Source organism: Acinetobacter sp. L-24 (assembly GCF_056857555.1).
Window position 1 is genome coordinate 350,748 of record NZ_JBSXNI010000042.1, and the last position, 12,462, is coordinate 363,209.

General features: G+C 41.9%; 10 protein-coding genes. 4 read left to right on the forward strand and 6 right to left on the reverse strand.

Features of this window, described 5'->3' with window-relative positions:
* The first annotated feature begins 4 nt into the window (after window positions 1-4).
* Complete coding sequence (locus tag AC13CK_RS10280) at window positions 5-1,270, forward strand: DcaP family trimeric outer membrane transporter (RefSeq protein WP_191112371.1); 1,266 nt, start codon at window positions 5-7, stop codon at window positions 1,268-1,270.
* Window positions 1,271-1,287: 17 nt separating this feature from the next.
* Window positions 1,288-2,487: an MFS transporter gene (locus AC13CK_RS10285; protein WP_482831155.1), complete on the forward strand. Its 1,200-nt coding sequence runs from the start codon at window positions 1,288-1,290 to the stop codon at window positions 2,485-2,487.
* 175 nt (window positions 2,488-2,662) lie between these two features.
* On the opposite strand, the gene AC13CK_RS10290 is transcribed toward AC13CK_RS10285, so the two are convergent.
* The 6 genes from AC13CK_RS10290 to AC13CK_RS10315 all read right to left on the reverse strand — a co-directional run bounded on the left by AC13CK_RS10290 (window position 2,663) and on the right by AC13CK_RS10315 (window position 10,740).
* Window positions 2,663-5,242: a bifunctional diguanylate cyclase/phosphodiesterase gene (locus AC13CK_RS10290; RefSeq protein ID WP_425878422.1), complete on the reverse strand. Its 2,580-nt coding sequence runs from the start codon at window positions 5,240-5,242 to the stop codon at window positions 2,663-2,665.
* Window positions 5,243-5,448: 206 nt separating this feature from the next.
* Window positions 5,449-6,108 (reverse strand): 3-oxoacid CoA-transferase subunit B, encoded by a 660-nt coding sequence (locus AC13CK_RS10295; protein ID WP_005100324.1) that lies wholly within the window; start codon window positions 6,106-6,108, stop codon window positions 5,449-5,451.
* Entirely contained in the window at window positions 6,108-6,779 is a 672-nt protein-coding gene (locus tag AC13CK_RS10300; protein ID WP_005100322.1) for a 3-oxoacid CoA-transferase subunit A, read from the reverse strand. Before AC13CK_RS10300 ends, AC13CK_RS10295 begins: the two co-directional genes overlap by 1 nt.
* Window positions 6,780-6,819: 40 nt before the next feature.
* Window positions 6,820-8,100: an MFS transporter gene (locus AC13CK_RS10305; RefSeq protein ID WP_482831157.1), complete on the reverse strand. Its 1,281-nt coding sequence runs from the start codon at window positions 8,098-8,100 to the stop codon at window positions 6,820-6,822.
* A gap of 254 nt (window positions 8,101-8,354) precedes the next feature.
* Complete coding sequence (locus AC13CK_RS10310) at window positions 8,355-9,554, reverse strand: acyl-CoA dehydrogenase (protein WP_425878427.1); 1,200 nt, start codon at window positions 9,552-9,554, stop codon at window positions 8,355-8,357.
* Window positions 9,555-9,585: 31 nt separating this feature from the next.
* A complete protein-coding gene (locus AC13CK_RS10315) occupies window positions 9,586-10,740 on the reverse strand; it encodes an acyl-CoA dehydrogenase family protein (RefSeq protein WP_004280318.1) in 1,155 nt (384 codons plus the stop codon).
* A 503-nt stretch (window positions 10,741-11,243) separates the two neighbouring features.
* On the opposite strand from AC13CK_RS10315, the gene AC13CK_RS10320 reads away from it, so the two are divergent.
* Together AC13CK_RS10320 and AC13CK_RS10325 are read left to right on the forward strand one after the other, a co-directional pair.
* Window positions 11,244-12,080, forward strand: coding sequence for an IclR family transcriptional regulator (locus tag AC13CK_RS10320; protein WP_004280319.1), 837 nt, complete (start codon window positions 11,244-11,246; stop codon window positions 12,078-12,080).
* 223 nt (window positions 12,081-12,303) lie between these two features.
* Window positions 12,304-12,462 (forward strand): FAD-dependent oxidoreductase (locus AC13CK_RS10325; RefSeq protein ID WP_475653905.1); only part of this gene is annotated, 159 nt, incomplete at its 3' end.

Here is a 12,462-nt window from a genome sequence, read left to right on the forward strand (position 1 = left end):
AGAAATGAAAAAATTAGTTTTAGCGACATTATGTGGTATTGCTTCAGCACAGGCATTTTCAGCAGAAGCTTCTGAAGACCGTATGCAATTTCTTGAGTCACAGTTAAAGCAAATCCAGGCAGAACTAGAACAACAAAAAGCCGCGCAACTTGCATTAAAGAACCAGCAGGAACAAGCCAAAGCGCAAGACTCTAAAACGCTGAGTTCAATGGTAGATAATGTCGATGTTTATGGCTTGATCCGCTTTGATGGTGCAGTCGATTTCAAAAGTACTACTGAAGCCCGTGGCCGTACCATTAACCAGATTAATAAAGTACCTTTTACTGAACCGGATTCTGTACGTTCCGATTTTACTGCGGCTGCCAGCCGGATTGGTTTCCTGGCCAAAGATCTAGGAGGCAATCCGAATGTTTCTGCTCGTTTAGAAGCCGACTTCTGGACCAACAATGGTAAAGGCGATGGTGGATTACGTATCCGTCATGCACACTTAAAATACTATAACTGGACGTTTGGTCAGGCCTGGTCATTGATGTCAACACCAGAGATTAGCACTGAAGCTGTCGATTACAGCTTGTTCCTGGGTGGATCAGTCCTACGTACGCCTCAGGTGAGCTATGCTTTCAAACTTGATCCAGAAAATACCTGGAATGTCGGTCTGGAATATATGGCCGGTGGCGATCGTTCTTCTGCTTTGCCTGCATTAACCACTAAATATGTTCATCAATCAGGCCCTCTTCATTTATTAGCTCAAGGCTTTGTCAATCAAAAGCAGGCGCAAACAGATACAGGTGATATTGAAAAAGTCGGTTGGGGTGTAGGTCTTGGTGGACGTTACCGTTTTGATGATCAAAACTCGATCCAGGGGAACTATTTCCATATGGTCGGAGATCAGCGTATTGCCGCTTTCTTGACTCAAGGATCAACAACTGATGGCGCTGCCTGGGGTGGAGATTATTCGGTTGATACAGCCAATAATGAACTTTTACTGAATGAGTTTAACAGTTTAAATATCGGATTTACGCATAAATTTACGCCGAAACTACGGAGTAGTATTAATGCCAGCGTTGTTGATTTTGATGATTCCAGCGACTATGCACGCGCGAATCCTGAAACCAATAAACGTTTAACGGACTATGTGGCCAACGTGATCTACTCTCCTGTTCCAAAGATTAATCTCGGTGCAGAATATCATCATGGTAAGCGTGAAACCTTTGACAACAAGGAAGCAGATATTTCGCGTATCAACCTCTCTGCCAACTATAGTTTTTAAAGCCTCAGGAGACAAGGATGTCAGCCCAAGGGCAAATTTCACGCCGTTTCATGTTCATGATGGCAATGACCTGCGCACTCTGCGCAGGTTGTAACTATTTTAACCAGCCCTTGATTTATTCTATTGCAGAGGATCTGCAGATCAGTGTAGCTCAGTCTGGCTGGACTGTAGTACTAACCCAAATTGGCTATGCCACCGGGTTATTTTTGTTTGTCCCCTTGGGGGATTTGTTCGAAAAACGGCTGTATATCTGTATTTTAATGTTCTGTACCGGACTGGCGCTTATTGGGCTTTCAGCCAGTACCAATCTGCATATGTTATATGGCTTTACTCTGCTCGCCTCTTTTTGTTCGATCACCACCCAGATTCTGATTCCTTTTGCCGCCAGCCTGTCGCAACGTGATAAAAGTGCCGAAGTCGTTGGCCTGCTCATGAGTGGTGTTCTGGTTGGTATTCTATTTGCCCGTACCGTGGCCGGACTGATTTCTACTTTATGGTCCTGGCATGCAGTATACCTATTTAGTGGTTGTGCAATTCTTCTGCTAAGTCTGGCCATGTGGTTCCAGTTGCCGAGCGCCAAGAGCCAGTTGCAGATGAATATATTGCAAATTTATCGCTCACTATTTACCTTTGCCCGAACAGAACCCATGCTGATCCGGCGGAGTATGATCGGAGGTTTGGGCTTTGGCATGCTGAGTATTATCTTTACTACCATGACTTTTATTCTGGCTGAAGCACCTTATCATTTTAACGATTTCCAGATTGGCCTCATGGGCATTGTGGGAGTGGTCGGCATCTGGTCCTCTCAGTGGACCGGTAAAATGATTGGCAGGCATCGGGAAAAATGGATTGCGCACCTAGCCACATGTGGACTGATTCTGGCCTGGATTCCCTTATTCTTTGCCCAAAATTATTTATGGATTTATATCCTGGGCTTGATTCTGGCTTATTTCGGAATTTCCTGTTTGCATGTCCTGAACCAGAATCTGGTCTATCGAATTTCAATGCAGGCTCGCTCGCGGATTAATGCCATCTATATGACCTGTTATTTTTCAGGTGCTGGTCTGGGAGCATTTTTATCGCTGCATTTATGGAAAAGCTATGGCTGGTCTGCCTGTGTCATTTTAGGTTTTATTTTTGCCGTGTTGATCTTTGTGATTAACTATTATGATTTAAACCAAGAAAGAAATTTAGCCAATATTCAGCCTGAGCCTTAGATACTGTTAAAAACCTTTGGGGGTTAAAAAGCTTATTTTTTTATCCCGCTTTCTGTACCAAGTGCAAATTCTAAAGATGATACGCTCATAAAATAGGAAAATTCTTTAGACCTGTTTATCATTGTCTTTCTATCTGAAAAGCGGTTGAAAATATTGATATCTTAACTTTTTAGAGTTAATTCAATTTACTATTTTCCATTGCGAGATAAACAGGCTTCAATTCAGTTAAAGGCGCAGGTTTTGCATAAAAGAAGCCTTGTAGCAGATCACAACCCTGTTGATAGAGCAAACTGGCCTGACTTAAAGTTTCGACCCCTTCCGCGACAACTTCCAAATCCAGCTGATGTGCCAAGTGAATAATCGATTGCACAATTGCAGCATCCTGACCATCGAGGGTCAGTTCTTCAATAAAACTACGGTCTAACTTGATTTGATTAATCGGCAAGCGACGCAGATAACTGAGACTCGAATAACCTGTACCAAAATCATCAATGGCAACCTGTACACCTAAAGCACGTACTGCTTTCAAAATTTCTATCGTTCGATCTGCACCATTAATGATGACACCTTCCGTAATTTCAATTTTAAGTAATTCCGGCGGTAATTGACTGAGTTCAAGCGCATGTTCAAGTACCTGCAAAAAGCCTGCTCTACGGAATTGCAAAGGAGAAATATTCACCGATACTGTGATCTGGCTATTGTGCGTCTTGTTCCACTCCGCAATATCTAAACAGGCCTTTTCCAATACCCATTGACCTACGCTAATAATTTGCCCGGTTCTTTCTGCAAGTGGAATAAAAATCGCTGGGGAAATATAACCCTGCTGTGGATGGCACCAACGGATTAAAGCTTCTACACCTGTTACCAGTCCAGTTTCAGGATGAATCAACGGCTGATAGAACAGGTCAAAATTTTCCTGATTGATCGCTTCCATGAGTTCCAGACGCAGATTAGTATAGTCTATTTCTGCGACAGGCTGCATTCTGGTTTTTTCATACCACTGCCACATATTACGACCTTGTCTTTTGGCTTCCTGCATCGCCAAAACAGACTGATAAATCAATTCAGAAGAATGATGAATCGAACTGTCATCTGCCACGATACCAATACTGGCACTTAAATGTATTTTGTACTGATCGACGATAAACAGCATGGAAAGAAGATCAAGAATTTCTCCAGCAATCACCTCGACTTCAGTGTGCTCATCTGTCCCTGAGAGCAGCAAAATGAATTCATCTTCAGCGAAGCGGCATAGCACATTATTGCCTTGAACAAATTTTTGCAGCCGCTCGCCCACACTTTTGAGAATCTGGTCACCCACCAGATGACCTAAGCTGTCATTTATATTTTTAAAATCATCCAGATCTAAATACAGCAAGACTAAAGGTTGTGAGCTCTCGTGCTGTGCTTCAAAAATATTTTCCAGAATCTGTTTGAATGCATGCTGGTTCGGTAAACCGGTTAAATGATCATGAGTATGCTGATGCTGAATATATTCTTCGTGAATACGTTGCTGAGTAATATCTTCCTGAATCCCCAAAAAATGGGTGCAGGTTCCTGTCTGGTCAAAAATAGGACCTAGGGTTAAACGATTCCAGAACCAGCTGCCATCTTTACAGTAACTTTTTATAGTTACCTGAATTTCTTTTTGTTCTTTAACTGCTTGCTTGAGTAATGCAATCTGATCCGGATCAGTATCTGGACCCTGTAAGAAAAAGCAGCTTTGCCCTAGTACTTCTGCTGCCGTATAACCGGTGAGCTTTAGAAAAGCTGGATTCACATACACCATTAGCCTTTCTTCAGAGACATCGGTAATAAAAAGACTATTCGGACTAGCCTCTACCCCACGTTTTAATAATCGTAGAGACTCCTTGTTTTCACGCGATACAGTAATATCTCGGGCAATGCCAATAATACCGGTGACTTTCTGATTTTGAATAATCGGTAAATTGGTCAGATCCAGCCATAAGATATCGCCTGCAACATTATAAATTGGAAGTTCATAATGTTGAGATTTACCTTGCGCTGCTTCTGAAAATGAAACATTCGCAAGTTCATGGAATTCGGGCGGTATGAAGGCACAATAGTGCTGACCATGAATTTGCGCTTTAGAAAAACCTGTAATTTCTTCGCAAGCAATATTGGTATTAAGCACATGTCCCTGCAGGTCAAGTTCAAAAATAATATCTGGATGATAGGTATAAAATGAGCTGTATTTTTCATTAAGCTCATGTCTTTTTTGACGTTCCTGATCAAGCTCGATTGCGAGGGCAACTAATTTTGCCGCTTGCTGTAAAAGCTGAATATGAGGTTCAGTCGGTATTTTGGGTGTTCGATAATAGGTGGCAAACGTTCCGTATAGAATATCTGAAGCATTAATAATCGGCATAGACCAGCAGCTAGACAATTTTTCTGCGTTTACCAAAGCACGGTAAGGCTGCCAGTTTGGGTCTTTCATTAAATTCGGACTAATGACCAACTGACGTAAGAAAGCAGCTACGCCACACGATCCTTGATTTGGCCCAATTTTCAAATCTTGAATAGCATTACAGTACTCTTTTGAAAAGTGCTGTTTGCCACTTATAACATTTAAAGTTTGGGTGTCATCCTGATAGAGCATAATGGTGACAAGCGCATCTGGAATGCGCGATTCAAGCCACTGGCTAATGACATCGAGGATAGGCTTAAGTTCAGTATGGCGACCAATCAGATTAAAAATATGAAAAATTTCTTGATCATCACAATTATTATTCATTCAGACTATCACCTTCCTTAGCTTGTTAACATTTTAGACTTATTATTAAAATAATCATTAGCAAAAGTTTGTATTTATATCTTTAAAATACGGAAATATGGTCAATATTACGTGTATTTGATAATAATTCTAAAATTTAAAAATCACAGCCGAAGCTGTGATCTAAAACTATACTTTTACTTAATCAGAATATTGCGGACTTATTTTTAGGCTGCTTGTTGACGACTGTCCACTAATTTACAGCCTGTCTGCTGTTGTAATTCTTCAAAGCTTAAGCCATCCACTATTTCAATAACCTGAGCTTGTCGGTCTTTTAATTCAATCACACACAAATCAGTATAAATACGGTTGACACAATGTTTACCTGTTAGAGGATAAGTCAGTTCTTCAACAATTTTTGCCTCACCGTTTTTGGTCACATGTTCCATGCAAACATAGACACAGCGAGCACCCACTGCCAGATCCATCGCACCGCCTACAGCAGGTACAGCATCAGCATTACCGGTATGCCAGTTCGCCAGATCACCATTAATAGCGACCTGAAAAGCCCCCATGATACAGATATCCAGATGCCCGCCTCGCATGATATCGAAAGAGTCGGCAGAATTCATAAAACTGCCACCTTGCAACATGCTTACGAGTTCTTTACCGGCGTTAATCAGGTCATCATCTGCCTGTTCGGGATCACTCAATGCAGCAAAACCTAAAACGCCATTTTCCGAGTGCAGAATTACTCCTTGTTCAGGTTTTAAATAACCAGCTACGCGTGTCGGCAAACCAATACCCAAATTTACAAAAGAGCCAGTTGGAATGTCTTGTGCAACTTTGGCCACAATCTGTTCACGTGTACGTTTTTGAATATTCATTATTTAATATCTCCAACTTTGACCACATGCTGTACAAAAATCCCTGGCGTTACAATGATCTCTGGATCAAGCTCCCCCAGTTCCACAACTTGATGGACTTGTGCAATGGTGGTTTTTGCTGCTTTGGCCATGATTGGACCAAAATTCCGTGCTGCCTTACGGTAGGTTAAGTTGCCCCAACGGTCTGCCTGATTGGCATACACCAAGGCATAATCTGCATGAATCGGATATTCCAGCACATAATCTTTTCCATTGATATTACGGGTTTCTTTACCCTCAGCTATTTTGGTACCAAAACCGGTTGGAGTAAAAACAGCCCCTAAGCCAGCACCGGCTGCCTGAATACGACAGGCCAGATTACCCTGTGGCACCAGTTCCAGCTCAACTTTTCCGGCTTTATACAGGTCTTCAAATACGGTTGAGTTATTGGCCCGTGGAAATGAACAGATCATTTTTTTAACCAGTCCAGACAACAGCAGATTGGTTAGACCACGATCTCCAGAAGCTGCATTGTTGTTAATAATGGTTAAGTCTCTAGGACCAAAGTCAATTAATGCTTCGATTAATTCTACCGGCTGACCTGCCAGGCCAAAACCACTGGTCATAATGTGTGCACCATCAGGAATTTGCTTAAGTACCGTCTCGATATCCTGCGTGATTTTATTCATCATATTGCTTCCTAGCATGTTCTATCTATATTACGAGTGCAGATTAATCTGCCTTTTGTGGATCAAATAAGCGGTCTTTAATAAAGAAAGCGGGTATCAGGCCGCAAAGAAAATAGGCAATGCCCATAATCAGTAAGCCGGTACCAATTGAGCCTCCTTGAGCAAAATAGCCAATGGTAAGAGGTGCAAACACCGCACCCAGTCGGCCTACGTTATATGCCCCACCCACTGCTGTTCCACGCACTTTGGTGGAGAAGCTTTCTGTCATGTAAGTCGCATTAATACCGTATGGAATACCATAGAGAAAACCGAAAAATAACATCAGCCAGAGGATATTATCCGGCGTATTACCAAAGACAATCACAGGGATAAAAATTGCAGTACCCATAGTGCCGAAAGCAAATACCGCACGACGGCCAATCCGGTCAGCGATAAAACCAGCAATAACTTTGGTACACATCATGATCAGGAAAGTCCCGATCATATATATGGTCATTTCTTTAAACTTGATTCCCAGATCAGTCTCTAAATACGCCGGTAGCCAGTTGCTGACTCCATAATAGCCAAACTGTAAAAATGCGGTACTGAAGGACCAGAGGATAAACATGCGACGGCTAAGTGCATCTTCAAAAATCATTTTAAAAGTATTTTTTGGTTTTTCCTGCAGAATACCACTGGCTTTTGCATCCATGCGTGCTTTACGCGCATCTAACCAGGCTTTCGGCTCAGGCACCAAGAAGTACATCGCGAAGGCCAGTACAATTGGAATAATGGCAATATAATAGAGGTATCGCCAGCCAAATTCAGGCAATAGCCATCCAGCCAGAACAGTTGCGACCACCGAGCCTAAAGTCCAGCCAGTCATAAGCGTTGCCAATACTGTAGAGCGATATTTGGTGGGTACATACTCTGCCATGAGTGTGTTACAGGCAATATATAGAGCACCTAGTCCAATCGCAGACGTAAAGCGCAGCCATTTGAACTGATCATAACTTTCTACGAATCCTAACCAGAAGGTTAATGAAGAAAATAATGCAATGGCAATGACGATCACACGAACCCGGCCAAAACGGTCACAAGCCCAGCCACCAAAAAAACCGCCGATAGCCATGCCTGCAAGCGTCCAGCTCCCTAAGGCACCGGCCTGCATATTACTTAATGAAAACTCTTGTTTCAGACTGGTCAGACTGTAGGCTAATAACGCAATATCAGCACCATCAACCAATAATGCTAAAAATGAGAAAATAAAGGCCAGAATCCAGACTCTTTGCTTGGGTTCGTTTCCACCTTCCACTGGGTGTTGTTGTGAACTGATCGTATCCATAATGCTCTTTCTACTTTTCGGCACTCCTGTGCCTTTTTAAAACGCATATTTCACTTAATTATTTAGGTGAAATATAGAATATTCGCTGATCATTACCACGCTTTAGCAAGGTGGTATAAAATGATTTTCAAAGTTCTTGATAAATTTTCTCTGCAGAAATCACGTAGCAATACATTGAATGATGTGATTAAGCACAATTCTTAAACCCGTAAAACAATCTAGCCAGCAATGCTGGCTAGAAGTTGATGTCAGGTTTAGTTGCAAAAGGCTGCAATTCCGGTTTGTGCACGACCTAAAATCAGGGCATGTACATCATGGGTACCTTCATAGGTATTTACCACTTCCAGATTAACCAGATGACGGGCTACACCGAATTCATCGCTAATGCCATTTCCACCCATCATGTCACGGGCCAAACGGGCAATATCCAGCGCCTTGCCGCAGTTATTACGCTTAATTAAAGACGTACCTTCAACTGACGCAATGCCCTCATCTTTCATGCGGCCAAAACGTAAAGCCACCTGCAAACCGAGTGCAATTTCAGTTTGCATATCTGCCAGTTTCTTCTGGATCAGCTGATTCGCAGCGAGTGGTCGACCAAACTGTTTACGGTCCATGGTGTATTGATGTGCGGTATGCCAGCAGAACTCTGCAGCTCCCATGGCACCCCAGGCAATCCCGTAACGTGCACTATTCAAGCAGGTAAAAGGCCCTTTTAAACCGCGAACTTCCGGAAATGCATTTTCTTCTGGAACAAAGACGTTATCCATTACAATTTCACCGGTGATTGAGGCACGTAGACCCACCTTGCCGTGAATCGTTGGAGCAGAAAGCCCTTCCCAGCCTTTTTCTAAAATAAAGCCACGAATGTCACCGACATTGCCTTCAGCAGATACCTCTTTGGCCCAAACTACAAATACATCGGCAATCGGGCTGTTGGTAATCCACATTTTTGCGCCTGTTAAACGGTAACCACCCTCGACTTTTTTGGCACGGCTAATCATGCTGCCAGGATCTGATCCATGATCTGGCTCGGTCAAGCCAAAGCAACCAATATATTCACCGGTTGCTAATTTTGGTAAATACTTCTGCTTTTGCTCTTCAGAACCAAATTCATTAATGGGCACCATCACCAGAGAGCTTTGTACGCTGGCCATTGAGCGATAACCTGAATCAACACGTTCAACTTCACGGGCAATCAGACCATAACTGACATAATTTAAACCTGCACCACCGTACTGTTCCGGAATGGTTGGGCCAAGCAAGCCGAGTTCACCCATTTCACGGAAAATAGCGGGATCGGTTTTTTCATGACGGAACTGTTCCAGTACACGCGGCATCAGTTTGTCTTGACAGTACGCTGCCGCCGCATCGCGGATCATGCGTTCTTCTGACGTCAATTGCTGTTCGATTAAAAACGGGTCTTGCCAATCAAATCTAATTTTTGTCGTCATTTTAATATTTCCTTATTTTAAAATTATGAGATTAGGCGGTTGCTTGTTTAATCATTTCACGCGCAATAATAATTTGCTGGATTTGTGTGGTTCCTTCATATAAACGGAACAGACGCACATCACGGTAGAAACGTTCAATTGAATATTCACTGATATAACCCGCTCCACCATGAATCTGCAAACAGCGATCAGCAACTCGACCACACATTTCAGTTGCAAACATTTTGGCACAAGAGGCTTCAGTCGTAACATTTTGGCCAGCATCACGTAGACGCGCAGCATCCAGCACCATACATTTGGCTGCATAAATCTCGGCTTTGGAGTCTGCCAACATACCTTGGATTAGCTGGAAATTCGCAATGGGCTGGCCAAACTGTTTGCGTTCCACTGCATAGTTAAGTGCATCTTCCAGCATACGCTCTGCCATGCCGACGCTATAACCAGCAATGTGCAGACGGCCCTTATCCAGAACGCGCATTGCTGTTTTAAAGCCGATCCCTTCTACACCGCCAATCAGCTGATCTTTATGCACTTTACAGTTATCAAAAATTACATCACAGGTATAGGAACCATGTTGGCCCATTTTCTTGTCAATTTTACCCAGGCTTAAACCAGGTGTACCTGCTTCAACTAGAAATGCTGAAATACCGCTCGCACCTTTAATCTCTTGATTGGTACGTGCCATCACGGTAAATGTCGTGGCACGTGGTGCATTGGTAATGAAGCGTTTAGTTCCGTTTAAAATATAATAATCGCCGTCTTTGACAGCGCTGGTTTTTAAAGCAGCAGCGTCTGAGCCGGAATCTGGTTCAGTCAAACAGAATGACCCGATAATTTCGCCCGTTGCATAACGCGGTAAATATTTCTGTTTTTGCTCTTCTGTACCGTCGATAATGATGCCGCTTGAGCCAATGCCGTTGTTAGTACCAATTAAAGAGCGGAATGCAGCTGATGTATGACCTAACTCCATCGCGACCAGAATTTCTTCTTCCATGGTAATGCCTAAACCACCATATTCTTCTGGAATCGTCAGGCCAAACAAGCCCAGCTCTTTCATCTGTTCCACAATATGTTCAGGAATGGCGTTGTTCTCTTCTACTTCATGCTCAAGAGGCACCAGTTCATTTTTTACAAAATCGCGAATCGTTGACAGAAGTTGGTCTAGCATTTCCGGATCACGAATCATATGAATCTCCATGGATATAATTTAGGTAAATTCCTTTACCCTTATTTTTGTTTCGTATTACGAAATAAATAATCATATAAAATCATTTTGAGCAAGTGAAATTATTAAAAATTTTATATTTTAACTAAAAAATGAAATTTTTCTGGTATTCCAGTTGATTTGTGTTTAATATTTAATTTCACGATACGAAATATTTTGATGAGTGATTATTCTATTTATCAGTTTTTTTGAATAGATAATTAAACCTTTTTTCTTGCTGTAATATTTATCGATCACTGACTCTTTCGGAGAAATCGAAACTTTTTAAATGTATTGGCTACGTGTTAAACCTAAAAAACTAGATGATTTTATATTGTCTTCAAAGTTGGGTAACAGGATTCTTTTCGACCACAAATAATTTCGGCACTTTTTCCTATATTTTATCTTTTGTAGAAGTGTTTTATTTTGTATCGTGAAATTATGTTGCTATCATATTCATTAATTTAACTTTAATTGCCCTGACCATGACAAAAAATAAAACTGGTGAAATTCCCAACTTTGATGAAATCCGTTTAGATCCGATTTCACATATTCATAGAGAAAATAATCCTCAATTTATTGCGTCTATTGCGCGTGGATTGGAAATCTTACGTTGCTTTTCAGCGACCAATCAATTGCTTGGCAATCAGGAAATTGCACAATTAACCAACTTACCCAAGCCAACTGTGGCCCGTATTACCAGCACCCTGGTTTCTTTAGGTTATTTAAAACAACTACCGAATACCACGAAATATCTGTTGGATGTTGGCGTATTGGCTTTGGGTTATGCAGCTTTGAGTAATATTTCTGCGCGGACTCAGGCTTATCCGTTTATGGAAGAAATGTCCCGTTATTCCCAAGCCCCTGTGGCAATGGCTACCCGTGACCGTTTGAGCATGATTTATCTGGAAGTGGTACATACAGAATCGACGCTAACCATGCGCCGCCCTGTCGGTTCGACTTTACCGATTCATAGCAGTGCCATGGGACGGGCCTGTCTGGCAGCGATGGATGTGAAGGAACGCGAATATTTATTTGATGCCATCAAGAAAAGAAACGAAGATCAGTGGCCAACCATCAAGCGTAATCTGGAACGTGCAATCCGTGATTATCAGGATTATGGCTACTGTCTGTCTTTAGGTGACTGGGCTAAGGATGTGAATTCCGTGGCAGTTCCGTTGGTTCACCCCAAACATGGGATATTAACGTTTAACTGTGGTGCCCCAAGTTATCTGTTAAATCAGGAAAAACTGGAAAATGAAATTGGACCGCGTCTGATTCACATGGTGAATAATATTGCAATGAATCTCAATAACATATAAAAAATTAATTATCAGAGCGACATTAAGTCGCTCTTTTATTGAATACCCAATCTACACATCTTCTTCCTTTATCCAGAATTCTCAGCAAACCTTTTTAATGCTGCGAAATAGATAAGATTTAAAAAAGATAAATTCCTATTCCAAATAAAAAGATCAAAAATAAGCTTCATAACCGATTTAGATAATGCTATAAATATCGTATAGCGAAATTGGATTTTATATTATGGAAGATATAACAAGAGAATCGATGGAGTTTGACGTCGTCATCGTAGGCGCAGGCCCTGCGGGTCTTTCTGCTGCGATCAAAATTCGTCAACTTGCAATTGAAAACAACTTAAACGATCTGTCCGTTTGTGTCGTAGAAAAAGGCTCCGAAGTCGGT

Coding starts and splice junctions, on each gene's coding strand:
- AC13CK_RS10280 (WP_191112371.1), top strand. CDS start 5: ATGAAAAAATTAGTTTTAGCGACATTATGTGGTATTGCTTCAGCACAG.
- AC13CK_RS10285 (WP_482831155.1), top strand. CDS start 1,288: ATGTCAGCCCAAGGGCAAATTTCACGCCGTTTCATGTTCATGATGGCA.
- AC13CK_RS10290 (WP_425878422.1), bottom strand. CDS start 5,242: ATGAATAATAATTGTGATGATCAAGAAATTTTTCATATTTTTAATCTG.
- AC13CK_RS10295 (WP_005100324.1), bottom strand. CDS start 6,108: ATGAATATTCAAAAACGTACACGTGAACAGATTGTGGCCAAAGTTGCA.
- AC13CK_RS10300 (WP_005100322.1), bottom strand. CDS start 6,779: ATGATGAATAAAATCACGCAGGATATCGAGACGGTACTTAAGCAAATT.
- AC13CK_RS10305 (WP_482831157.1), bottom strand. CDS start 8,100: ATGGATACGATCAGTTCACAACAACACCCAGTGGAAGGTGGAAACGAA.
- AC13CK_RS10310 (WP_425878427.1), bottom strand. CDS start 9,554: ATGACGACAAAAATTAGATTTGATTGGCAAGACCCGTTTTTAATCGAA.
- AC13CK_RS10315 (WP_004280318.1), bottom strand. CDS start 10,740: ATGATTCGTGATCCGGAAATGCTAGACCAACTTCTGTCAACGATTCGC.
- AC13CK_RS10320 (WP_004280319.1), top strand. CDS start 11,244: ATGACAAAAAATAAAACTGGTGAAATTCCCAACTTTGATGAAATCCGT.